General features: G+C 58.5%; 29 protein-coding genes. 20 read left to right on the top strand and 9 right to left on the bottom strand.

From position 1 onward, the window contains the following. The first annotated feature begins 10 nt into the window (after positions 1-10). The 16 genes from YH62_RS19280 to YH62_RS19210 all read left to right on the top strand — a co-directional run bounded on the left by YH62_RS19280 (position 11) and on the right by YH62_RS19210 (position 13,326). Entirely contained in the window at positions 11-1,237 is a 1,227-nt protein-coding gene (locus tag YH62_RS19280) for a phage major capsid protein (protein ID WP_046795876.1), read from the top strand. Positions 1,238-1,298: 61 nt separating this feature from the next. Further along, positions 1,299-1,475, top strand: a complete 177-nt coding sequence (locus YH62_RS30235; protein ID WP_156176982.1) for a hypothetical protein — start codon at positions 1,299-1,301, stop codon at positions 1,473-1,475. A gap of 1 nt (position 1,476) precedes the next feature. Further along, complete coding sequence (locus YH62_RS19275; RefSeq protein WP_046795875.1) at positions 1,477-2,058, top strand: hypothetical protein; 582 nt, start codon at positions 1,477-1,479, stop codon at positions 2,056-2,058. Further along, complete coding sequence (locus tag YH62_RS19270) at positions 2,058-2,420, top strand: phage head closure protein (RefSeq protein WP_046795874.1); 363 nt, start codon at positions 2,058-2,060, stop codon at positions 2,418-2,420. The genes YH62_RS19275 and YH62_RS19270 overlap by 1 nt, the downstream gene beginning before the upstream one ends. Next, positions 2,395-2,829 carry an HK97-gp10 family putative phage morphogenesis protein gene (locus YH62_RS19265; RefSeq protein WP_046795873.1) on the top strand — a complete coding sequence of 145 codons (435 nt, stop codon included), beginning with the start codon at positions 2,395-2,397 and terminating at the stop codon, positions 2,827-2,829. Before YH62_RS19270 ends, YH62_RS19265 begins: the two co-directional genes overlap by 26 nt. 7 nt (positions 2,830-2,836) lie before the next feature. Further along, complete coding sequence (locus YH62_RS19260; protein ID WP_046795872.1) at positions 2,837-3,205, top strand: DUF3168 domain-containing protein; 369 nt, start codon at positions 2,837-2,839, stop codon at positions 3,203-3,205. A 1-nt stretch (position 3,206) separates the two neighbouring features. Then, positions 3,207-3,914 carry a phage tail tube protein gene (locus YH62_RS19255; RefSeq protein ID WP_046795871.1) on the top strand — a complete coding sequence of 236 codons (708 nt, stop codon included), beginning with the start codon at positions 3,207-3,209 and terminating at the stop codon, positions 3,912-3,914. A gap of 10 nt (positions 3,915-3,924) precedes the next feature. Beyond that, complete coding sequence (locus YH62_RS19250) at positions 3,925-4,278, top strand: GTA-gp10 family protein (RefSeq protein WP_046795870.1); 354 nt, start codon at positions 3,925-3,927, stop codon at positions 4,276-4,278. Positions 4,279-4,379: 101 nt separating this feature from the next. Beyond that, positions 4,380-4,559 (top strand): hypothetical protein, encoded by a 180-nt coding sequence (locus tag YH62_RS30805; protein ID WP_245282134.1) that lies wholly within the window; start codon positions 4,380-4,382, stop codon positions 4,557-4,559. 13 nt (positions 4,560-4,572) lie between these two features. Then, a complete protein-coding gene (locus YH62_RS29145) occupies positions 4,573-6,468 on the top strand; it encodes a hypothetical protein (protein WP_052760463.1) in 1,896 nt (631 codons plus the stop codon). Next, positions 6,465-7,193 (top strand): hypothetical protein, encoded by a 729-nt coding sequence (locus tag YH62_RS19235; protein WP_245282133.1) that lies wholly within the window; start codon positions 6,465-6,467, stop codon positions 7,191-7,193. The genes YH62_RS29145 and YH62_RS19235 overlap by 4 nt, the downstream gene beginning before the upstream one ends. Before the next feature lie 3 nt (positions 7,194-7,196). Beyond that, the gene (locus tag YH62_RS19230; RefSeq protein WP_137326671.1) at positions 7,197-7,412 is read left to right on the top strand and encodes a hypothetical protein; all 216 of its coding nucleotides are present in this window, start codon (positions 7,197-7,199) and stop codon (positions 7,410-7,412) included. Between the two features lie 3 nt (positions 7,413-7,415). Then, complete coding sequence (locus YH62_RS19225; protein ID WP_046795867.1) at positions 7,416-7,994, top strand: hypothetical protein; 579 nt, start codon at positions 7,416-7,418, stop codon at positions 7,992-7,994. Next, positions 7,991-8,395 carry a hypothetical protein gene (locus YH62_RS19220; protein ID WP_046795866.1) on the top strand — a complete coding sequence of 135 codons (405 nt, stop codon included), beginning with the start codon at positions 7,991-7,993 and terminating at the stop codon, positions 8,393-8,395. The genes YH62_RS19225 and YH62_RS19220 overlap by 4 nt, the downstream gene beginning before the upstream one ends. Next, entirely contained in the window at positions 8,392-10,593 is a 2,202-nt protein-coding gene (locus tag YH62_RS19215) for a phage tail protein (protein ID WP_046795865.1), read from the top strand. The genes YH62_RS19220 and YH62_RS19215 overlap by 4 nt, the downstream gene beginning before the upstream one ends. A gap of 27 nt (positions 10,594-10,620) precedes the next feature. Next, complete coding sequence (locus tag YH62_RS19210; RefSeq protein WP_046795864.1) at positions 10,621-13,326, top strand: GDSL-type esterase/lipase family protein; 2,706 nt, start codon at positions 10,621-10,623, stop codon at positions 13,324-13,326. Positions 13,327-13,384: 58 nt separating this feature from the next. On the opposite strand, the gene YH62_RS19205 is transcribed toward YH62_RS19210, so the two are convergent. Then, positions 13,385-14,398 (bottom strand): acyltransferase family protein, encoded by a 1,014-nt coding sequence (locus tag YH62_RS19205; protein ID WP_046795863.1) that lies wholly within the window; start codon positions 14,396-14,398, stop codon positions 13,385-13,387. A 106-nt stretch (positions 14,399-14,504) separates the two neighbouring features. After that, on the bottom strand, positions 14,505-14,783 hold the full coding sequence (locus YH62_RS19200; RefSeq protein ID WP_046795862.1) for a hypothetical protein: 279 nt from the start codon (positions 14,781-14,783) through the stop codon (positions 14,505-14,507). 637 nt (positions 14,784-15,420) lie between these two features. Here YH62_RS19200 and YH62_RS19195 point away from each other — a divergent pair. The 3 genes from YH62_RS19195 to YH62_RS19185 all read left to right on the top strand — a co-directional run bounded on the left by YH62_RS19195 (position 15,421) and on the right by YH62_RS19185 (position 17,179). Next, positions 15,421-16,104 carry a lysozyme gene (locus YH62_RS19195; protein WP_052760462.1) on the top strand — a complete coding sequence of 228 codons (684 nt, stop codon included), beginning with the start codon at positions 15,421-15,423 and terminating at the stop codon, positions 16,102-16,104. After that, complete coding sequence (locus tag YH62_RS19190; protein ID WP_046795861.1) at positions 16,104-16,352, top strand: hypothetical protein; 249 nt, start codon at positions 16,104-16,106, stop codon at positions 16,350-16,352. Before YH62_RS19195 ends, YH62_RS19190 begins: the two co-directional genes overlap by 1 nt. 458 nt (positions 16,353-16,810) lie before the next feature. Continuing rightward, positions 16,811-17,179, top strand: coding sequence for a hypothetical protein (locus YH62_RS19185; RefSeq protein WP_137326919.1), 369 nt, complete (start codon positions 16,811-16,813; stop codon positions 17,177-17,179). A 199-nt stretch (positions 17,180-17,378) separates the two neighbouring features. On the opposite strand, the gene YH62_RS19180 is transcribed toward YH62_RS19185, so the two are convergent. The 6 genes from YH62_RS19180 to YH62_RS30230 all read right to left on the bottom strand — a co-directional run bounded on the left by YH62_RS19180 (position 17,379) and on the right by YH62_RS30230 (position 20,144). Then, on the bottom strand, positions 17,379-17,705 hold the full coding sequence (locus tag YH62_RS19180) for a hypothetical protein (RefSeq protein WP_046795860.1): 327 nt from the start codon (positions 17,703-17,705) through the stop codon (positions 17,379-17,381). A gap of 21 nt (positions 17,706-17,726) precedes the next feature. After that, entirely contained in the window at positions 17,727-18,473 is a 747-nt protein-coding gene (locus YH62_RS19175) for an SOS response-associated peptidase (RefSeq protein WP_046795859.1), read from the bottom strand. 15 nt (positions 18,474-18,488) lie between these two features. After that, positions 18,489-18,827: a hypothetical protein gene (locus YH62_RS19170; protein ID WP_052760461.1), complete on the bottom strand. Its 339-nt coding sequence runs from the start codon at positions 18,825-18,827 to the stop codon at positions 18,489-18,491. Then, positions 18,820-19,500, bottom strand: coding sequence for a hypothetical protein (locus YH62_RS19165; RefSeq protein WP_046795858.1), 681 nt, complete (start codon positions 19,498-19,500; stop codon positions 18,820-18,822). Before YH62_RS19165 ends, YH62_RS19170 begins: the two co-directional genes overlap by 8 nt. A gap of 144 nt (positions 19,501-19,644) precedes the next feature. Beyond that, positions 19,645-19,896 carry a DUF982 domain-containing protein gene (locus YH62_RS19160; RefSeq protein WP_046795857.1) on the bottom strand — a complete coding sequence of 84 codons (252 nt, stop codon included), beginning with the start codon at positions 19,894-19,896 and terminating at the stop codon, positions 19,645-19,647. A gap of 11 nt (positions 19,897-19,907) precedes the next feature. After that, positions 19,908-20,144, bottom strand: a complete 237-nt coding sequence (locus tag YH62_RS30230; protein WP_046795856.1) for a hypothetical protein — start codon at positions 20,142-20,144, stop codon at positions 19,908-19,910. Between the two features lie 315 nt (positions 20,145-20,459). On the opposite strand from YH62_RS30230, the gene YH62_RS19145 reads away from it, so the two are divergent. After that, positions 20,460-21,673 (top strand): IS3 family transposase gene (locus YH62_RS19145; RefSeq protein WP_137326828.1). Its coding sequence is split into 2 segments (ribosomal slippage): positions 20,460-20,796 and positions 20,796-21,673, totalling 1,215 coding nucleotides; the frame shifts between segments, so codons are not numbered across the junction. A 480-nt stretch (positions 21,674-22,153) separates the two neighbouring features. Here YH62_RS19145 and YH62_RS19135 read toward each other — a convergent pair. Continuing rightward, positions 22,154-23,032 (bottom strand): tyrosine-type recombinase/integrase, encoded by an 879-nt coding sequence (locus YH62_RS19135; protein WP_046795852.1) that lies wholly within the window; start codon positions 23,030-23,032, stop codon positions 22,154-22,156. Positions 23,033-23,295 lie beyond the last annotated feature (263 nt).

Here is a 23,295-nt window from a genome sequence, read left to right as displayed (position 1 = left end):
GAGAACCACGATGGCTGATGAAGTACGCGACCTGCTCAAGCAGGTTACGAACGATCTTTCGCGCGTGAACGACGAGTTCAGCAAGAAGGCCGAAGAATGCCTCACCGAGGTGAAGAACAACGGCAAGCTTTCGCAGGAGACGAAGTCCGAAGTCGACAAGCTGGCGACCAGTCAGACAGAGCTGACCGGAAAGCTGGAAGATCTGCAGGCGCGCCTTGGCGAGGTCGAGCAGAAGAGTGCGCGTCGCGGTGGCGGCGGATCCGATGGCTTGAAGTCCATCGGTCATCAGGCCATTGAGCATCAGGCAATGAAGGATTTCGCTGCCAGCGTTCAGGGCGGTCGCCGCGTCAGTGTGCCGGTCAAGAATGTCACGACCTCGCCGGACATCGCCACCGGTATTGTCGAGCCTCAGCGTCTGCCCGGCATCGACGTGATGCCCAAACAGCGACTGTTTGTTCGCGACTTGATCGCAGGCGGTCGCACCACATCGCCGGCCATATTCTGGGTTCAGCAGACAGGGTTTACCAACGCTGCGGTCGTGATCGCTACGGAGGGCACGGCAAAGCCGTATTCGGATATTGAATTCGATACCAAGATCACGCCGGTCGTGACGATCGCGCACATGTTCAAGGCATCGAAGCAGATCATGGATGACTTCGCGCAGTTGCAGTCGACGATTGATGCCGAGCTTCGCTATGGTCTGAAATATGTCGAGGAACAGGAAATCCTATTCGGCTCCGGCGCTTCGGGTCATCTTGATGGTATTGTGCCGAACGCGTCGGCATTCGCGCCCGCCTTCGCCCCGGAAAGCCGCACGCCGATCGATGATCTTCGCCTCGCTATCTTGCAGGCGCAGCTCGCTCGTTTGCCGGTCGACGGCTTCGTCATCCACTCGATCGACTGGGCGAAAATCGAGCTGACGAAGACTTCGGAAGGTGCGTACATCCTCGCCAATCCCCTGCGCATTGCCGGTCCGACGCTCTGGGGTCGCCCGGTGGTCGAAACGGAAATCCCGCAGTTTGAGGGCGAGTTCCTAGCTGGTGCCTTTCAGTCCGGTGCGCAGATTTTCGACCGCGAAGATGCCAACGTCGTCATTTCCACGGAAAATGCCGATGACTTCGAAAAGAACCTCATCTCGGTTCGTTGCGAAGAGCGCCTCGCTTTGGCGCTGAAGCGTCCGGAAGCGTTCGTTACCGGTCCGTTCGGCACCGCTGTGCCGGCGCCTATTGGCGGCTGATCGTTCGGCTGATCACGGCGGGCAGCGGTGCTGCCCGCTTCATGAACCGAAGGAGAGAACCATGAAACTCACCGCGCTTAAAACCTTTCGTCACGGTTCTTCCGTGTATCGGCGCAACGAGCTCGTCGAGATGAGCGAAGCGCAGGCAAAGCCTCTTTTGGCGAAGAAACTCGTCGAAGCGGCGAAAGAGGACAGTAAGCCCACTGCCAAGTCGAAAACTGCAAAGGCTGCTGAGTGATATGCGCCGTCCTGTCCTCGTGACTCCTGCGTCCGCCTTGCCTGTCACAGTCGCGGAGGTAAAGGGCGCCCTGCGCATTGATGGCGCGGATCTCGATAGCGAGATTGAGAGCCAGATCAAGTCGGCTGTCGAGTACTACGAAGGATGGAGCGGCATCCTCGGTGTATGCTTGGTCGAGCAGACCTGGCGCCAGAGTTTCGATCGATTTGAGCGATGCCTGATGTTGCCGCTGCGTCCGGTTCAAAGTATCACTTCGGTGAATTGGCGCAATGCTGCTGGCGAGACTGCGACCGTTGCTACGTCGAACTATGCGCTAGAGACCGACGATGGGGGGCTTTCCTTCGTCCGCTTTAAGCGCGGTTACGCCTATCCGTCCGGACTGGCGGACGCTGGTGCTGTTTCTGTCGAATATATAGTTGGCTGGCCCTTGGCCGAAGGTAAGCCTACGACACCGGAAAGCATCAAGGCTGCGATCAAGATCCGGGTGCAGATGCATATCGATGAGGCGGCCAAGCAGGGCGCTGACGTTCTCGAAAAGATCGAGAGCCGATTGATCGGAACCTACAGATCGGTCGGGCTGTGATGACTGTTACGGCTCAAGATCTCGATCGTCGCATCACATTCCAGCGCGCCACGACCACACGGAACGAATTTAACGAGGACATTGTAACCTGGACTGATCAGGCGACAGTCTGGGCGATGCGTGAGGACGCGAGTTCTGGCGAAAAAGAGGCTGCGGGCCAGGTCGGCGCTTTCCTTATGGCGCGCTTTACTGTCCGTCGTATCAGCCAGACGGAGGGCGTCCGGCAGATCGACCGCATTTTTCATGACGGCGCTGTCTGGTCTATTACTGAGCGAATGGAGCTTCGCGAAGAACCGCGTCGATTTCTCGTCTTTAAGGCTGTGAGGGATGCGGATCATGGCGCGAACGACGGTCAAGGTTGAGGGGCTGCGGGAGCTCGACCGTGCACTCGGGCAGCTTCCCCAGTCCGTCGCAAAGTCGGTCCTGCGGGAAACGTTGCGCGAGGCGGCGGAACCCATGGCGCGGACTGCGCGCCAGCTTGCTCCGAAGGATGAATATCATCTCTATGAGAGCATCGACGTCTCGACGCGGCTGAACAAGCGCCAACGTTCGATCCATCGCGAGGAGAACAAGCCGACATTCCAGGAGATGTTTGTCGGCACCAACAACCCTGCCGGCGTGCAGCAGGAATTCGGGAACGAGCGACATCCGGCTCAGCCATTCATGCGGCCCGCCTGGGATGCCGAGAAGATGCCGACGCTTGATCGCATCGCCAATTCGCTCTGGTTCTTCATCCATCGTGCTGCGCAACGCTTAGCCAAGAAGAAATAGGCCCAACATGGAAGAAGCTCTTACCGCTCTGCTGGCGACCGTCGCCGGCGGGCAACGCTATTGGGTGAGGGCGCCCCAGAAGGTGCTTCGCCCCTATGTGCTTCTGAACCGGGTGACGGGCTTTCGTGACTACACCAACTCCGGGGCCAGCGGCTACGTCGAGAGCAGGGTGCAGATCGACGTCTATGCCGACACCTATACGCAGACCAAGAAAATCGCGCGCGACATCATCCGCATCATGTCGGGTTACCGGTCGGGGGCTATCAGGGGAATTTTCCTCGATCAGGAACGAGATCTCCCGGCGAGCGATGCCGGGGAAGTGACCAGTCTCTTCAGAACATCGCTCGACTTCATCATCCATCATACGGAGAACTGAGATGCCTGATACCCAAGCATCCATAGGCTACGGCACTACATTCGAAATGGCGGATGCCGCTACGCCGACCGATTTCGTTTATGTCAGCGAAGTCTTCAATCTGTCGCTCGGTTCCGAGGCGACCGATCAGATCGACGCAACCCACATGCAGTCGCCGGGCAAGTTCCGGGAGTATATCGATGGGCTCACCGATCCCGGCGAGCTTACGTTCGAGATGAACTATATCCCCGGCTCGGATTCCGACCGGAAGATTTCTGCCGCCAAAGGCAAGAGGAAGTGGACCAGGATCACGTTCCCGAACGGATGCCAGTTCCTCACTTATGCGAGCCGGCAGAACTACGAGCCTTCCGCGCCGCATGACGACAAGATGACGGCAAGCGTCACGTTCAAGCGGTCGGGCGAGCCGGTGCTGACCGAACCGACTGCGCCACGCGCTCTCGTCACGCCGGCTATCAGCGGCACGCCGAAGGTTGGTGCGCCGCTCACTCTCGACCCTGGTGTGTGGGCTGGCGCCAAGGACTTCGCCATCCAGTGGCAGAAGGATGCGGCGGGCGACGGCAACTTCACCAATATCCCCGATGCGACCGGCATGGCTTACGTTCCTGTTACCGGTGATGTCGGATCTGAGATCCGTGCCACCGTGACCGGATCGAACAGCGATTTCAGCACGCCCGTCAACTCGACGGAAACTGCTGCTGTCGCGGCGTGAGGTGGGGCACATGGCAAACAGCAATCGCGGCTCCGTTTCGCTGAAGGCCGGCGACAAGGAGTATACCCTTTCGTTTTCGGTCAATGCGCTCTGTGAGCTTGAGGACGCGTTCGGCATGCCGATCCAGAAGATCGGCTCCATCTTCAACGATGCGGAGAACATCACGGTGAAGGATGTTCGAAAGCTGATCTGCGCGGCCCTTCATGACCACCACCCCGAAGTCGAAATAAACGAGGCGGGGAAAATCGCCACAGACGCGGGCCTGCCTTCCTGCATGGAGAAGATCGGCAAAGCCTTCCAGCTTGCGTTCCCGGAGGCGAGAGGAAATGCAAACCCTCGGATAGCGAGGAGTTCAGCCCGCTAGATCTGCTCAAGTCCTGGGTGGAATGCGGGCAAGACCCCTCGCTGTTCTGGCGACTGACGCTCCGCGAAGTCAGGGTCGTCATCGACGGCGCGGTGGCGAGAATGAAACGCGATCGCGATGAGCGGGCAATCCTCGCCTGGCACATCGCGGCGCTCTCGCGCCAGAAAAAGCTCCCCAAGCTGAAAGACCTCATCACCAACGATGAGCGACGGCCCGCTCCAAAGCGCAGCTGGGAGGAGGATTTCGCCGGCATTTCGGCGTGGTTCAAGGCACGGAAGTAGAAGGTTGATATCAATGGCATCGGCAGTCATCGGCGCGCTTCGCGTCAATCTCGGCATCGATACGGCCCAGTTCACGGAAAGCCTGAAGGGGGTGCGCGCTTCCATGGCCAATGTCGGGAAGCAGATGCAGGCGTGGGGCGGCAAGCTTTCGACCTACATCAGTGCTCCATTGACGATCGCCGGCGGCGCGGTGGCTGCTGCCGCCGTGAGCATGGCCAAGGACATCGACGAGCTTCGCAAGGCAGCTCAGATCTCCAACACCGGATTCGAGGATTTCCAGCGCCTGGCGTATGCCGCCAAATCGGTTGGCATCGAGGGCGACAAGCTCGCCGATATCTTCAAGGATGTGAACGACCGCATCGGCGATTTCAACCAGACGGGCGGCGGCCCAATGGCTGACTTCTTCGAGAAGATCGCGCCGAAAGTCGGTATCACCGCGGAAGCGTTCAAGAATCTGTCCGGCCCGCAGTCGCTCCAGCTCTACTATGACAGCCTCGTCAAGGCGGGCGCCTCTCAGCAGGAGATGACCTTCTATCTTGAGGCGATGGCGTCTGATGCAACCGCACTCATTCCGCTTCTGAAGGCTGGTGGAGAAGGCTTTCGAGAATTGGGCGAGGGGGCTGCGGTCATATCCGAGGGTCAGGCTGCTGGCCTGAAGGCGTATAACGATGCCATGCGGGCGCTCTCCGAGGCGGTCAAGGGGCTGACGATCGCGCTGGCGAGCAGCGGCATCGTTGAATACATCACGCAGATGGTGCAGTGGCTGACGAGCCTTGTCCAAACACTTTCCGCCACCAATCCTGAAATTCTCAAGTGGGGAGTGATCATCGGCGGGATTGCCGCGGCGATCGGACCGGTCGTTGCTGCTCTCGGCTTGTTCCTCGCTGCCGTTTCCGCAATCAGTCTCCCCGTGCTCGGGGTCGTTGCTGCGATTGCGGCATTGACCGCCGGTCTGATCGCGTTCTGGCCGGAGATCTCCAGAGCATATGAGGCGACCGTACAGTTTGCCGGTGGTGTTTGGGAGCAGCTTAAGCGCGGCGTCGAAAATGCGGGGCAGGCGTTCACAGCCTTCAAAAATCAGGTGGTGCAGGTAGCCGCGGATATCGTGAACGCATTTCTAGCGCTTCCGGGAAAGATGCTCGAAATCGGCGGTCAGATTATCGATGGCCTGTGGAACGGCGTCAAAGCGAGATGGGAGGCCATTAGGGGCAATATCGCCAGCATAGGTACCGGTATCGCCGAAGGCGTCAAAAGCGCCCTCGGCATCCACTCTCCTTCCCGGGTGATGCATGACGTTGGTGTCAACGTCATGCAGGGTCTCGGTAACGGTATGACTAGCCTCCAGGGAAAAGTTGTCGGGACGGCGGCGCAGACTGCAGACGGCATCAGGGGTGCTTTCGATGGGATCGAAGGTGTCGGCGAAGGATTGGGGCAGGGGATGGAAAGCGCATTTTCCGGTCTCGGGTCTTCCATCGCGGACGCCATCAGCGGCACGAAGGAATGGCGCGATGTGGCGCTTGATGCGCTGCGCAGTGTCGCCAGCAGCCTTATCTCCAGCATGAACATTGGCGGAGGTGGGGGCGGTTTCTTTAGTGGCCTCTTCGGGAGCCTGTTCAAGGGGCTGGTGGGCTTCTCTACCGGCGGTTCCATTCTGCCGGGCGGTACAGGCGGGATAGACAGTCAGCTCGTCATGTTCCGCAAATCTCCGAACGAGCGTGTCGATATCACGAAACCGGGGCAGAGCATCGGGGGCGGATCGCTTGTATTCGCCCCAGTCATCAACGCTCCGAATTCGGATGCGGCGGGTCTTGCCCGCATAGAGCGCCGCATGGACGAGCAGGCGCGGAACTTCGGCAAGATGGTCGATGCGCGCACCAAAATATCGAATAGCCGCAAGACGAGGGGATGATGGGGCGTTTGCTGAATTGGCCGAACGGCTTGGGAGTCAGAACGCGCCGGCCGCTTTCTGGCCCGCGATCGGTCGGCGGTACTTCGCCGCAGGATTCCATCGGTGGGCGATCCCAATCCGTAGCTTCTCCCTTTGGCGCGTGGAAATACGAATTCGTTCTGCCGGTCGCAGAGGGCAGGCTTTATCGTCGGATCGAGGGATTGATAACGGCGTTACATGGTGGCGCCAACGCAGTGCGGGTGCCGTGGCCGGCTCCTGATGCGCTGACGCTCAATGAAGCCGGAGCGAAGTACGCTTACGTGCAAGAGCGCGACGGCATGCCGTGGGATAACGTGATGCCGTGGGCAAATCAGCGAAATTGGTCGGCCTCACCGCCAAACGTGCCGGTGGCTGCAAATGCCAGTGTCGGTGCGACGATTATCCGGTTGACAGCAGACTTCTGGGGGTATGACCTCGATATGGGAGACGAGATCGGCTTTTTCCCGCTGCACTTCGGAAAATACATGATTACCGAAGCGCGCGGGAGCGGCGAATACAGGATCTGGCCTCCGCTCAGAAAGGCGATCACCACCGATGATTTCGCAACGCTAAAGCCGGTGCTTGCCATGAAACTCGATGGTGAGCAGGCGGCCGAACTATCGCGAGGAGTGGGCTACGGCGAAGAGACGACGCTGATCCTCTCGGAAGTCTTCGATTACGACGTTCGCGACTACTTCACGGTGTAATCCATGACGGACAGAAATCTTGAGGAAGTCGCCATGATGTCCCGGCGTGAATTGGCGCTCCTGCATGCTGACGAGATGAATGCTGCGCTCAATCCATTTCCCGGTCGCCCAGACGATGAAATCACCGCCGAAGAGAAGGCGGAAATTGCTAACGCGGTTTCGGAACTGCAGCGCCAGCACCTGCGCGAGCTGAGCGCATGGGAACAAGTGAACGGCTAGGTCATGGCGCTATTCTCCGAAGAGGCGAGGGAATTCCTTCGTCGCCCCCACATCGCGCGTGCCTGGTTTGCCGAACTCGGACTGCCGTCCGGCACCTGGCGCCTTCACAACGGCGTCGGACGCAAGGTGGTCGGCGGGCATGAATGGCGCGGTGTTTCCGATCCGGCCGGCCGGCAACTCGTCTCGATGTCGGCCGTCGAGGATCCCAGGTTCGGGCAGGCGGCGAAAGTGGACATTGTCCTTTCCGGCGTCAATGTCGAATTCCTGCGTTCAGTAAAGGACCAGGCGCGGCAAACGGAAGGTGCGCTTGCGGATCTCTATTGGTGCGCATTCGACCAGGAGACGCAGGAGGTCTGGCCATTCGGATTGAAAAAGCTGTTTCCCGGTTTCCTCTCCGCTCCCAAGCGTCAGAGCACGGGTATCGGTGTGCGGACGGTATCGTTCACGGTCGAAACCCTTTGGCAGAGCCAGAACTACCCGTTCGGTGGCCGATGGACTCCGGCTGACCAGGAGCGGCGTTATCCAGGCGACAAGGGGCTCCAGTTCGTCGGCGTGAAGGTTCAGGAGATCATCAAGGCATGAGCGACATTGGCGAACTGCTTCAGGATCATATCGATGCCGTCTCTTCCAAGGATGCACAGTGGGGTGTCGATGATTGCTCACCCTGGGCAGATGAATGGCAAGCCATGTTCACTGGCGAGCGGGTCATACCGGAACCGGACTGGCATAGCTGGGAAGAGGCTGAAGCGAAGATTTCTGCAGCCGGATCCCTGTGCGCGCTCTGGGAAGAGGCTCTTATCGGGGAATTGCTCTGGGAGACCGGTGCGCCTGAATTCGGTGATGTCGGCATCATCAACACTCGAATAGCCGGACAGGTGAGCGGGATATTCCTCGATCACGGCCGCTTCGTCTGGCGGGTGAGACGAGGGGTTTCAATGCTGATGCCACGGGAAATCGTGAAGGTCTGGACGTTCCAGAAATGAAAATCCGCACACTACTGCTTCTTACGAGCGCCACCTATTGGTTGGGCGCCATGCCTGCCCATGCCGGTATAGAAAGCCTGATCATCGGCATTCACGGCTTCTTGCTGTCCAGCACCGCCATTCCGGCGGCGATCACTGGAACGCTCGCTACCGTCATCGGCTATGGTATTGCCGGCGCCGCTGTTCTGGGCTCGGCACTGCTCGGGCAGCAGCGAGGTGGCGCCATCAAGCCATCGGACGCGAAAAGCACTTTCGAGACCGGCGAAAGCTCGGTGATTGAAGGAGTGGGGCGCGTGCGGGTTGGTGGCCTGAAGGCCTTCGGCAATACCGATGGCTCCACGCGAGCCAGGCTGATTTGCCGACTTCAGGGACCAATCGACGCGATCGAGCAGTATTATCTTGGCCAGCGTGAGGTCACGGTAGAGGCAAATGGCGATGTGAGTTCGCCGCCGTGGGCCAGGCCGAACGGATCCTGGGCGAACTGGCAAGACAAGCTCGGCAATGGCGCCGAAACTGCCTGGGCCGGTCTCATGTCCTTATTTCCCGCCATTTGGACCTCTGCGCACCGGGTGCGCGGGATCGCACAATCGCAGCTCCTCTTCTACAATCCGGGCCTGGAAAACAAGAAGTACCTGTCTCTCTATCAAAACGGCGCCCCTGAAACCGAGTGGGTATGCCGCGCGTCACGGGTTTACGACCCCCGCGACCCATCCCAATCGGCAAGTAATCCGGGATCCTGGAGATGGTCAGATAATGCCCCTTTGATTTGCGCTCATGTGCTGCGGCGCGACCCGGCCTTTCCCGCGGAGCGGTTCAACTGGGCGCGGATTGCGGACACAGCGAACAAGGCGGACGTGCTTGTTCCAACCAGGAGCGGTACCGAAAAGCGGTCTCGCCTTTGGGGCGTTTGGGCATGGGAGAGCGAACGCGGCGAGACTATGCAGCAGTTCCTCGATTCAGCCGGGCTTGAAATTCGGCTGGATGAAGAGGGACGGGTCTATTTCGAATTGATCGAAGACAGCGTTACGCCGGAGATCGATTTCGACCCGCTCGATATCTACGACTACACTTGGGTATCTGGCCCTGAGGCGGTAGAGCGGCCGAACATCTGCCGGATCAAGTATTATTCACCGGAACGCAGCTACGAGCTCGCAGAGATCAATTTGGAGGGCATCGCCTGGGCGAGGGTTGACGACGAGGTAGCACGGTATGGCCCCAAGTATTTGGATATCGATCTTCCATTCTGTCCGTCTGCTTCCCAGGCCCAGCGGATAGGCCGAAGGATATTCGATCTGTCGCGGGCCGATCGCGGCACGATGATTACGAATATGGTCGGTCTGGCCGCATGGGGTCTGCTCTATGCCGAGATCGAGGAGCCAGACCTTCACGACCTTATGGAGGTCCGAATGGATACGCCTCGGATCGATGACGATAACGGAACGGTTGAGATACCTTTCATGGTTTGGCCTACGCTGCCGCCATGGAACCCGCAAGCTGATGAAGCTCCCGCGCCTGATGTCATTCCGGAGCTCGGCTTCGAAACGGACATGATCACGCCCGATCCTCCTTATGCAGCAGTGCAAATTACTTATCCCGACGGAGGAAAGGAGTTCCGTATAGGCTTCAATCTTCCAGATCAGGATTACACCGTCGCGGAGGCGTCGTACCGGCCTTACACAAACGGATTGCCGGATGTTTATCAGAGCATGACGGAATTCCCCGGAGAGCCGGAAGAGGTCATCGGCGGCGAAGGGGAGTATTCCGCCGTAGGGGCGTATGTTTCAGCTGACCTCACCGGACGAGTTGTCGACGCTCGAGTGCGCGTCTTCAATGGTGATGACGGCAGCTATTTCTCCACGCCGCTCCATACGACCGTCATCGCCGACGACACGCCTCCGGGTGCTCCAATACTCGTCAGCGGTGGTGCTTCTGGCGATAGCGGAAGCGTATCGCTCAATGTGGTGGTGACAACAAACGACCTTAGGGCCGCATCCATTCAGTTAGAGAGGCGTGTTGGGATCCTGCCTCCCACCTGGGTTGTCGTTTCACGGCAGAACGTGCGACCCAAACTGGAACTTACCTTTCAGGATTCTATCAGCCAATCAGCTGGCGTCGTCATTTGGCGCGTTCAAACGCTCAGCAGCAATGGGTCTGGCGGCCCTTACCTGCAGTTCAGCGCCGAGCCTTCGGGCAACTAAAAAATCTAAAACCAAGGAATGAACCGCATGGTCATGTTCACGAAGCTCGGACAGCTGATTGCTGCGCCGGTGGATGAAAACGGCAATCCGCGCGCGATCTCGCCGCAGGAGTTTCAGGTTTGGATGACAGAGGTCGAGCGCACACTGGTTGCTCTCGGATCTGTTGGTATCGATCCGGAAGATCTGCCGCCATATTGGTTGAGGGCCGTCAACTCTGGTGCCGGAACCCCAAATGCAATCCAGGCCACGACCGCGCTTCCTGTTACTGAAGCAGTTCTGGTTGTGCTGAATATTCTAGACACGAACACAGGCGCTCCCGTCACAGTCAGTTTCAACGGGCAAGCTCCCCTGACAATCAAGACGCGTAGCGGTCAGGATATCATCTCCGGAGGCCTCACGCCTGGATATCTGCTGGGGGCGAAGATGGGCGCCGTGTTCCAGCTATTCTCCGACGAGGCGATCGCCTCGCTGATCTTCATCGCTCGGGATGAGACCCTTGCAGCGCGCGATCGAGCCGAGGTCGCCGCCGATCTAGCGGCCGGGTTTGCATCCGATATCATTAGTCAGGGTAATGTCCCTATTTTTGACAGCCGCGACACGGCGGCCACATATGTGCTGACTGGCCTCCGCGCGATTATTATTAATCGACCGGCGCCGACCGACGCATTGGCGCCGACTCGATATGAGCCGGTTGCGCAGCCCGGAAATGTCGAGCCTTTGCATGAAGCGAAATTTCAAGATGCGGATGGCACGTGGTGGGAAATGGCGGAAAGTGCGCCAGACTTCCGCGCATTCGGAGCTGTGGATGATGGCGCTACGTTCAACGATGCAGCATGGGGGGCCGCGCAATCCTATATCCAGGCAAAGCCGGGCGCCGTCCTGCACGTAAGGAAGACTTTAACCGGCGTTTTCGAGTACGAGTGGAGAGGCGCCTTTGATGGACCGATGGAAGTGGAGGAGGGGGTTACCTTTCGAGGAGCCGCAATTCAACCGTATGTAACGAACAAGGTACTCAATGGGAAGTTGCTGCTTAAGCGGACGGATAATCCTGTTTGGCCGAACGGTTTTGAGATCTATCCTCAGCCTCAGTCTGAGATGCGGAAGTCCTACCTCACTCCTGGGGATCTGGATTTCAGCGAGCCAAAGGCGGTAGATGTCACTCAGACGCTTCTGCAGATGACCGGATGGCCTGCCGTTACTGCATGGAATAACGCTCCATCGACCGGCATTTCGCGTTCTGCCGACCTAGCCGTCTTTAACCTGGAGACGATGACGGCCGCAGGCTTCGTGGGCGTCCACACGAAGGCAGAGGCAGGGTATTCATATTCCGCCAGTCTGCGTCATCTCGGTACGGGTTCGCTCGTCCCGGCCTGCTTTGTGCGGACGGAAACGAGAACTGTTGCCTTCTGGTTCGATGGAAGTACCGCTAACACTTTCAAGATCGCGTTCCTGGATCATTTGGCCGGAACAGCCCAAGAAGCGAATATAGGCGCGATCGCGCCTGACCAACTCGGATATCAGTTCCGCTATTGCCAGCTTGGCATCGATGTGATCAGTCCCTACCACTTCGAGTTGACGCTTAATGGTGTCAAAGCCTCTCCTGTGAGTGATTTCTCCACTCCCGGCCTCAATGGTGAGGCAATCCTCTACGTAGGGTGGGGCTTCTATCGAGGCGGCGGGCTGACGGGGAGTGCATTTGTTTGCTACCCGACAAAGACTGAGTTTTTCAACCCCTCGGTCCCGAAGCCGCTCAGAGTGCTTACCTTCGGGGACAGCATCACGGACCCGAATATACCTGGCTGGCCGATCTATCTCACGGAGCTGCTGCAAGGCTCAAATGGCGTCCAGATCGAGCAACTCAGTAATGTGGCGGTTAGTGGCGACAGCGCCGCTCAGCAATTGGAAGACCTGCAGGCTTTGAACTTGTCAGGCTACACTCTGGCTGTTGGCATGGTCGGGACGAACGACATAAGAGGGCAGACGGAGATCGGCGCGTTTAAGTCGACGATAAATTCAATTGTCGATTTGTTTCGAAATGCGTCGATTCCTCTTGTCCTCGCGACGCCTCCTGTCATGTACGATGAAACGGAGGCAGCTGCGCATGGCGGCGGTGGATTCGAGTTAGGGAACACTGAGCGCGGAGCTCCTTATCGAGACCTTATCCTTCGCGTGGTGGCGGACAGCCGATCAATTCATAAGCAGGCCGTTGGGGTGGTCGATACGCTTCGCGCAATGCCCCCTATTCTCGCGCGTTACATAGACTGGAACGCGGCAGGGAGCCGAGTCGACCCGCTCGTATACGATAACATCCACTTGTCCGCACTTGGTCGGAAGTATCTCGCCAATGCTCTAGCGCGGAAGGCGCTGGCGGTCCTGACCAACAGCAAGCCGACTAAGGCAACATCTCCCACGGTGTCTCTTAGCAGCTCCTGGTTCCGGAACACTTGGACATATTACGGGGGGGATTCTGCTAATTGGTGGATTGATGAACAAGGTGTCAAACACCTTAGCTTCAGTCTTCTGACGACCAGCGGCGATGCCGGTGTGATTGCCGATGGCGTCGTGATTATGCAGCTCCCCATACATCTTCGGCCGGAGAGTAGGGTGCGCGTACCATGCTCAACAGCATCGAATGCGTCGGGAACTCTCGTTTTCAACGTGGATGGGACGGTGCAAGCCTTTGGCATCGTGTCGGGAGCAAAGTACGTCGCAGCGCAAGCCCACTACTTGTGAGTGGGCTTGCAAAGCGATCGTACATCTTGATCCATTTGCGCTTCGGACGAGGTACCGTCTAGGTCACCAGGCGGTTGAGGTACGGAAGTTTTCGCAGCGCGCGGTATAGCGCGTAACCAAAGGCCGCACCGGAGACGAGCATCAGAACGGCTAAGATCCACCATGGAGTGCCGAGGAGGTCAGCCGAGAAGCTGGATAGGAAGTAAAATGGGAACAGATGCCAGAGATATATCGCAAAGCTGGCTTGGCTAACTTCTTCTGCGGCACTGCTTCTCATCCTGATCCGGCGCACCAACTCGAATGTCGTGGCTGACGAAATAAGGCAGAAGATATTGTCATACCACATGAAGCCGTCGCCACTCACTACGGGATTCTCCAGCCATTGAAGTTGCGAGATCACCCAAAGTGATAAGCACGCCACGAGTGCTGCCCCGATTGCGATACCGGGTACATTCTGGAGGAAATTCATTCGGTAGGCGATGTAGCCGTACACGAAGTAGAAGAAGTAGATCCCGGTAAACTCCAGCCCCAAATAGGGGAGATGCGTGGTGATGCCGAAGACGGCCAGTGTGCTCGGAATGAAATTCCAGACAATTGGCACTGCGGCCAAGACCACAAGTAGATCCCTGCGGCTGGTTCTGGTTATCGCCTGGAGTAACGGGGCGATGATGTACAGGCCGAACGCGACGTAAAGATACCAGAGCTGATAGGCGTACCCGGAGCGACCGCGCAATATCTGCGTTAGGTTAGCAGCGGGGCTGTGACCGAGGATATAGACGTTGAAGAAGTCATATGCGAACGGCAGGATGAAAATGAGCGCTACAAACTGCAACAGGCGCTTGCGATAGAAGTCCGAAACCCTATCCAATCGATTCAAGATAAGGGCGCCTGAAACCATCAGGAAGAGGGGAACCCCAAGTCGCCCGATCGCGCGTAGGGTTTGATATATAGGCCAGTCGACTGTTTCTCGTCCGATATGGGATAGATTATTTGCCGTGTCGATACTGTGGATGATCAGCACCGAGATGATTGCCACGGCCCGAAGATTATCGAGCGCCGAATCCCTTTGCATAAATTTCCCCTGCAATGCGTCAGGGGTGCATACGGAGGTGCCGAGGGGAATTCAAGCATCATGCAAGCGGCGGGCGCATCTGATGCGCGATGTCCAGTGCATCTCACTACTTCTGCTTCGGTCTATCCAACCAGTTATAAATAGCGGTATACAGCCGGTCTCTAAGCTCCTCGAAGAGCGTCTTCCTGTCTGGATCGCGCAAGGTGTAGGTCCATCCGTAGTCGGTCCAGCTTCCGGCGGTGTCCACCTTAATGAGGCGGTGCTTTTTCGCATAGCGAACGGCCTCATCGGGGTATTCGCATTCGTCTAAATCGAAAACGAATAGTTCTCCGCCTCGTCTGCGAAGGTCTTCAAGCATTCTCTCAACGGCTGGCGGGTGGCTCATTTGTCTGTCCTCGGAACAGCTGATACCCAACCACTGGGGTGTGAAAAAATCAAGATATACATCTGCTTCGGGATCGAGGCGGCGCTTGGTTCACCCTTCACAGCAGGGCTTCCGGCCGGCGCACCCCAAGACTGTGCACCGGCCAGCGGCTGGCTGCTGAAGTAAGCGCCTTGCCGCAACCCTTATGTGGTCGTTTGAAGATGCTCGATCAAGGCAAGCACAGGACCGGCAAGTATGGACTCCTGCCGGCCTGCGGTCGCAGTGGAGGTCAATGGCAGCTTAGCCGCGACTTGCCCGAACATTTCGGCACAGGTTCTGTTCCCGACTTGCTCTCGGGTGAGAGGCCCGCGCGAGGCTGATTGGGAACGCGCGGACCTCTCTCCACCGCGAGCAGGTGTGGGATTGCCGCGGCAACCAAATTCTAGTGCCAACAAGGGTGCCAGACAAATTGGTCATTTGACGTAGCTGAACATGAAAGAGGCCTGGCGGGTTCCACTCCACCAGGCCTCTGTGCTGCGACCTTAATGCTTCGGGGGCGGGGGCTCGCAGCGGCGCACCATAGGAGTGAAGTGTGGTGCGATGGCGTCCAAACATCGCTCCCCTGAAACGGTTCCCTTCAACATCGGAGAAAAACATCATGACACGACGCATCAACGCGGCGGGGCTTTCGCACGTCAAGCAGTGGGAAGGCCTCAAGACCCGCGCCTATCGAGACGTGGCCGGCATTCTGACGATCGGCTACGGCCATACCTCCGCCGCCGGCGCTCCGGTGGTCAGGGAAGGCATGAAGATCACGGAGGCGGAAGCCGAGGAAATCCTAAGCCGCGATCTCCGGAAATTTGAGGAGCGCGTCGAGCGCTTCGTGAAGGTGCCGCTGACCGACAATCAGTTTGCGGTGCTCGTCTCCTTCGATTTCAACACCGGCAAGCTCGACAAGTCCACGCTGCTCAAGAAGCTCAACAAGGGCGACTATGACGCCGTTCCAGTCGAGCTGATGAAGTGGGTTCATGCCGGCGGGAAGAAGGTGAAGGGGCTCGTCAATCGCCGTGCCGCGGAAGCCGGTCTCTGGGCCAAGGGCGAGTTCGTCTCGAGCAATACCGTCGAGGCGAAGACGAAGGCTCCCGCGACGGATGTCGCTGTGGTCGGCGGCACTGGCGCGGCAGGCGCCGGCGCAACGATCGGTCCTGTCATCCCCGAGATTGTGGATGTCGTCAATGGTCAGCAGCAGGAGCTTTCGAGCGGCGACTGGACGCGCATCGCCATCGCCGCCGTGATCGTGGGGCTGACCCTCTACGGCATCTATCGGAAGGTGAGGGCGTGATGTCCCTCTTCGACTGGATGAAGCTCGGCGTCGGCGGTTTCGTCGGCGCCGCCCTCATGGCCGCGCCTGCCTATTTCTACGGGCGGCAGGAAGCGACCGAGGCCGCCAAGATCGAAGCGGCAAAGAACGCCCTCAATCGCATCGAGGACCTGGAGAAGAACAATGCGAATTTTCGCAAGCTTTCGGATCGCGATCGTTGTCTTGTCTTCATGCGTGACAGCGGCTTGCCAGAGCGGGAGTGCGACTGACGGCTCCGGCTACCAGATCGTGCGCTTTTCCGACGCTCAGGCGGCGCGGCTCGCATCGCAGGATGCCACGGCCGGCCCGGCGATTGCTTCCAACAATGATCAGTGCCGGCGCGATGCCGGATGCAGGAAGTGACGCGTCCGTCAGTGGACCGTTTTTCCGTGCACAACGACCACTGATTTCATCACCCCTACGAAATCGGGCTCCTGCTCTTCATCGTTCACCGGATTGCAGCTTGGGCAGGGCATGCCGGCCGCTCCACAGTGGCATGCCTTCGGGCCTGCCCAAGGCTTGTTCGGATGAGCTTCGCATACCCATCCGATGTCTTTGCATCGCTCGCATCGCATATCGGCACCATTCCCTCTCTCGGGCTACTTTACCACAGTCCGGGAGCACATGAACTCCATACCTAAACATGCATCAGACGAGGGCCGGGGAATTGACGAGCAAGGATATGGACATGGTCACGGTACCAACTCCCACCTGGAAGTTCGAATGGAACCTGAACACTCTGGTGAGCCTGATTGGCTTCATTGGGATTTTCTTCGCCTGGGGCGCCACCTGGAACCAGGTGCAATCCGAGATGCGGGCGAATTCTGCGGCGATCGAGCGGCTCGACAAGAGGCTCACCGCGGCGGAGGTCGCTCTTCGCACCCTCGACACTCAGGAAATCCGGATTGCAGGCGTCGAGAAGCAGGCGAGCGAGGCTGCCGTATCGATGCGATCGCTGGAAAGCACGCTCAACACCCTCGGCTCCGATATCCGGGTGGTGCGGGAAATCCTGCAGAGGATCGAAGGTGATCGGCCTCCGCCTACCTCGATCCGGTAGCCCGAGCGTTTCTCTTGATCTCATCCCACTGCGGATAGTGCTCGTAGCACCACCATGTGACCGGTTCTGCCCTGGTCCGTGCAAAACCGAACTCTCCGAACTGCCCACATCCTTCAATGCAGCAATAGTGGTTTACGTGGATCGATGATTCCGGTTGGCTCGTGCGTCCTTCGTCGGCCAAGCTGCTGGTCTCCTGCGTTTAGTATTCGGTTTCCTGGGCGTTCCACCAACAGATTTCTATGGCGTCGGCTTCTTCCGGCGGCTCATCCCAATCGGCGGGAAAGCATTCCCACCACAAGGCAAGAGCGGCCTCGCGAAAGGCCGTGTAGCGGGGAATGACTTTCCCGTCCGCGTACCATTCGCCATCCTCGCGCTGCTCCACCTTCTTGCGGCCGATCAACGCCGCCATCTCTACATCGACTTCGCGGTCCGGCCGCTTTATGGTCGAGAGCCGTTCCATGAGGCGACGATAGCGGATTTTTGTTTCTCTGGTTTGTCGTTCCGCAGTCTCGATGTCGATCTGCATCGCGCTTCTCCTTGTGGACGGCTACAGCAGCAAGCCTTGCGGCTCCGGCGCCTCTTCCTCGCGTTTCGGCAACAGCACCAGTTCATCATCGGGCAGGGGCCTTTGCAGCTTTCCCGCCTCTTCCCAGGGCGCTGACAGCCAGGTCTCGATTTCATCCTCGTTCCGCAGGATGACCGGCATTGCCTTCTGGTGAATAGGACCGACGACACCATTCGGATCGGTCGTCAGGAAGCCGAACAGATCGCACGTGATCAGCCCTTCCTTGACCTTGCGGACGCATTCCCAATCCTTCACCCATATCCCGGCGAAGAACATCAGGGGCTCGCTCTCGTCGCCGGCAAACCATGCGTTCGGAATGCGGCCACCGCCGGCACTGGCTGGATCGGGTTCGGCAAAGCGGGTGAACGGAACGACGCAGCGGTTTGCCTCTCCGAGCCACCGGCGCCAGTGCTTGCTATCTACGCGCCGGATGTTCGTGGTTCCGCGGTCGGGCTCCATCTTCAACAGCTCGTTGAAATCCACGTCCTTGCCCTTGGCCCGCATCTTGTCGGCCCTTTTGCTCGCCGCGTCCATGAGCGCCTTTTGCGAGCTTGGCATTCCCCATCTCACCCATGCCGCCTCGCGTTCCCCGCCATTGTTCCTGACGATCGGCGCCATCTGATCCGGATAGACGTCCAAGGACGGCTGCAGGTTGCCCAGGCGGTCGAAGGACTTGGTTAGCCTCCGGATGGCTTCCTGGTTGGTCGAGACGTTGTAGAGATTGCACATTCCGCTCTTCTCCCCTTAAAGCTTCCTGTCGCGCCAGATCGGCTTTTTCACCATCCTGATTTCCACGAGCTCGCGGATCTGCATGCCGACGATCTCGCTACCCATCACGCTCTTGAACTCCACCTCCATGTAGTCCTTGCGTTTGCACTTCTCGCATCGGAACCGGTGCTGGAGCTTCAAGACATGAACATCGCCCACGAGCTTCAGAATGTCCAACGGGCGGTACGTCCTCGTGATCTTGCACCAGCGGCAGGTGATCTTCACATACTGGCCCAGCATATGCGCGTCGGTCAGCCTGGGTATCTGGGCTTCCCGTGCGGGATGGGCAAAGCCCTTGTATTCGACGCTAGGCATATCGTTTGCTGTTCATTTCTTCATAGAGCTGCTCGACGCGGCACATGGCGTCTAGCCGCGAACCCTCCCAACCGCTGCCTTTCCCTGGGCGCTTCCGTCGATGCCCTTCGACGCCGTACAGTATCCAGAACCAGATATCCTTGCTGGTGGATACCGTCTCAAGCTGGAAGACCCTGCCTATCGGCTGAGTGCCGTCGAGGCCGATGAAATCCTCCGGCTCTTCTTCCGCCCAGCTATGTTGCCAGCGGTATCGAGGCTTCGACCCTGTTGGGATTTTCTGCCAGCCCATCCAGCCATTGTTGTCGCCAACCCGAATTGCGGCGTTCCTCACACGCTCTGCCCGGCGCTCTTCCTCTTCTGCACGTCGGCGGGCAGCTTCCTCTCTTTCCCTTCGCTCGCTCTCCCTTCTCTCCAGAATAGCCGCCTCGGCACTGCGGACCTGGTCGGTATAGGCGCCGCACGGCGGCTGGTCTCCATAGGCGCGTCGATGCTTGCAGTCCTTTGTTGCGTTCACGACGAGGACTTCAAGCAGCACATCAGGCGAGCAGGTCTTGAGAAGGTCGGCCTTCGGCAGTTCCTGCCGAAAGTCGCATTGCGTGCAGGCGATCTCGATTATCTCCTCCGGCACGTCTCTCAGCGAAACCAATTTTCTAGGCCTCTCGGCTTCGGACACGACTTCTCCTTCGCGCTTTTCGCGCGTTCTTCTTTTGTAACTTTTCATAGGGAGCGCCGCCGCATTGCGGCTCCGATGTTCTGATTATGTTCTCATCTGATACGACGAGTCAATGATGAATGTTATTAAGAGAACGCTGATGGACTATTGATCGCGGATGAAGACGCCGGCTTCCGCGGCGGCTTTGAGGAATGCGGTCCGGGCATCCTCTGCCGGCCGCTCCCCTTGCATTACGGCAAGGCACACGCGCTGCGCCTCCCAAAATTCCTCCCCATCATCAACGGGCCAGCGCTTCAGCAGAGCCCGAGCGGCTTCCTCCGCGCTGGTGATAGTGCGAAACCCGCCGCGATCGTCCTCTTCGAATGTGACGGGCGTATCCCACCGGCCTGGGTCCATCGCCGCGCTCCCTAATCAAGCTTCCGTTTCAGCGCATGCAGCAGCGCCTCCAGCTCTGCGTTCGAGCCGGCGGCGAGCATGAGGTTGTCGGCGACCTCAATGATGGCGGTGATGACCTCCGTCTCCTCCCATCCAGCCTTCACCGCATCCTCGATGAGATCCTGCAGCGGTAGCTCGACCGCCATCTGGCAGAACAGGTGCCGGTTCTCGTCTCCCATCGGGAGTGTCGGGGAAGGGATGTCGCTCATGCCCAGAATGATAGGGCGACCTGCAGCGGCGGAAAGGGAGAGCGTCGGCCGGCGTTGGCATCAAGGCCAGCTTGCCAAGCTGCTGCTCATCGCCGTGAAGGTTGGTTCTTTAACTCTTTCTCCAGATCATCGCGCCTCGCAAACACTGCAGGTGAGAATTTCCAAAAATCAATGGCGCTCGTTGAATGGTGCATCTGACTGGGGTTGGAGGGGGCGATCATCTTGCATTCTCTGAGCGTATCTGAACTGCCCCCCATTTCGACCGGACAGTCGGCATAAGCAGAAAGGCTCAAGCACAGGCTTGAGGATAGGCTTATGTCTAACGAGTATCGACACGTCGAATTGCTGACGGGTGATGTTCGCCGCAGGCGGTGGACAACCGAGCAGAAGCTGACAATCATTGAGCAGAGTTTCGAACCGGGCGAGACGGTGTCTTCGGCTGCTCGCCGCCATGGCGTTGCGCCCAATCTGCTTTACCGGTGGCGCAGGCTCTTAAGCGAGGGAGGTGCTGCAGCCGTGGGTTCTGACGAGCCGGTTGTCGGCAATTCGGAAGTGAAGAAGCTGGAGGATCGCGTTCGCGAGCTGGAGCGCATGCTCGGCCGCAAGACGATGGAGGTCGAAATCCTCCGGGAAGCTCTCTCCAAAGCGGACTCAAAAAAACGGATATCGCGGCCGATCTTGTTGCCGAAGGACGGTTCCCGATGAAGACCGTCGCCGACACGCTGGGCGTCTCCCGTTCCAACCTCGTCGAGCGCCTGAAAGGCAGATCGAAGCCGCGCGGGGCCTATCACAAGGCCGAGGATGCAGAGCTTCTGCCCACCATTCGAAGGCTGGTGGATCAAAGGCCAACCTATGGCTATCGGCGGATCGCCGCGCTCCTCAATCGCGAGAGGCGAGCCGCCGATATGCCTGTCGTTAACGCCAAGCGGGTTCATCGCATCATGGGCAACCACGCCATGCTGCTGGAGAAGCACACGGCCGTTCGCAAGGGCCGCCTCCACGACGGCAAGGTGATGGTCATGCGCTCGAACCTGCGCTGGTGCTCCGACGGGCTGGAGTTCACCTGCTGGAATGGCGAGGTCATTCGTCTCGCCTTCATCATCGATGCCTTCGACCGCGAGATCATTGCCTGGACTGCGGTCGCGAATGCAGGCATCTCCGGCTCCGACGTGCGCGACATGATGCTGGAGGCTGTCGAGAAGCGGTTCGTAGCCACCCGAGCCCCGCACGCAATCGAGCATCTCTCGGACAATGGCTCGGCTTACACCGCGAGGGACACGAGGCTGTTTGCCCAGGCGCTCAATCTGACACCCTGCTTCACTCCTGTCGCGAGCCCTCAGTCGAATGGTATGTCCGAGGCGTTCGTCAAAACCCTAAAGCGGGATTACATCCGCATATCGGCTCTACCGGACGCCGAAACAGCGCTACGGCTCATCGACGGATGGATCGAGGACTACAACGAGATCCATCCCCACTCCGCGCTCAAGATGGCTTCCCCACGGCAGTTCATCAGGGCTAAATCAAACTAGCCGACATGTCCGGTAAAACGGGGGGCACTCCAGTATCCAAGATATTGTCGCTGGTATAAGCTCCTGTCCACCTTCGGAAGAGCCCTGCCTTATCTGCTCTAGTGAGAGCTGTCCGCAAGAACTCGCGCTCTTCAGGAAGTAAATGACTGATGCTGCTTAGCGCTATTTGCTCCTCTTCAAGCGCTCTCTTTAGGCCTTCCTCTCGTTCTCCGCGCCATTCAAGCCAAGCGCAGAATCTTTTCCAAAGACAATCAAGCACGCTTACCAGGATACCGGCGCCCGCCACCGCTGTTGCGGCTCGTACAGTCAGGAGGACGTTCCCCGTTGCTTCCTCAGGAAAAAGAACAAGAAAGATGAGGCAGGAGAGAAGGACGATGAGAAAAACGCGCGTATTGGACGACAATAGATTCCAGATATGACCTAATATGTCCGCCATTACCGCCCCCCGAATGAATGTTCTGTTAGAGGAAATAGATAGAATCATAGCTCGTTATCATATTGATAGAGGTTTAGCCTTTCCGCGACCATCCTGCCGGCGTTTCGCGGGTTCGCGTAAGTCCCGAGGAAAACGGCAACACTTCTCCATCCGCCTGCGTCCATTGTGGTCTTGACGTCAAGGCCGAGTGAAAGGGCGTTGTTCGCGAAGGCGTGCCGGCCGCAGGTGTGCGATGGCTTGTAGGTGATGCTGGCTCGCCGGCAGACTGCAAGGATACGTTCATTGACCGAGTGACGGTTCGTATAGCGGAAAACTCGATCACCTAGCGCGGCGGTCTCGCGCAGCTGGTGCAGGCGCGCGAGAAGCTGATCGGTTAGAAACCGGGTGGAATTCCGGCCGGTCTTGGTCTTTAGGATCAGCGCAGTCCTGCCGAGCAGATCCACCTCCTTCCACTCTAGGGCAATCGCCTCCGACACGCGCGCGCCTGTCTGGCTCATAAACATCACCAGAGCGGCAACGTGCGGCAGATCATCCTTGGCACACTGCCGCACGAAGGCATGGACCCAAGCCTGAGAGGCGGCCTTCTTCCTTTTCGGGGCGTCCTGACGAAAGTTCCGTAGGCGGATGAGCGGACCCCATCCGCGGTCATAAGAATGGCTGAAAACGGCTCGTACCGGCGTGATGACGCAGCGATTTCGCGTGGAGTTCTGGTGCTCTGGGTAAAGCGAGTTCGCGAGCGCCTTCACATCGAAGGGGAAGATTTCTCCGAGCGATTTTGCACCGATCTCGGCGAGGATCGGCGGGAGGGATTTCGCTTCGCCGCCATGCTCGATATAGCTTTCGGCGCCCTCAGAAAACGTCCGATAGGCTGGTGCGTGATGCAGGTAATGGGCGGGTGCTACCGGCCGGAATGACATGTCCATTCGCTTGACTCCGGGTATCAGGCGGATGCAGAACATCGGGCCTATACGGACCGATTGCGGACCGTTTGAGCGGACAGAACCGGAACAGACGAGGATCAGACGATCCCGTCCGTCCCGGAAAAGGTGGGTTTTCGCGAAGCCATCACCGTTCGGGACGTGGGGGTCGCAAGTTCGAATCTTGCCACTCCGACCAGCTAGAAGCCTTGGCCTACAAGGGTTTTCATCCCGAGTGCGCAACATAATGTAGCGTCACGTCCTTACCC

This window comes from Rhizobium sp. LC145, from assembly GCF_001005825.1.
In the GTDB taxonomy this organism is placed as follows: Bacteria; Pseudomonadota; Alphaproteobacteria; order Rhizobiales; family Rhizobiaceae; genus Neorhizobium.
Note: the sequence above shows the minus strand (reverse complement) of the source record. Positions and strands in the feature narration are given on the sequence as shown.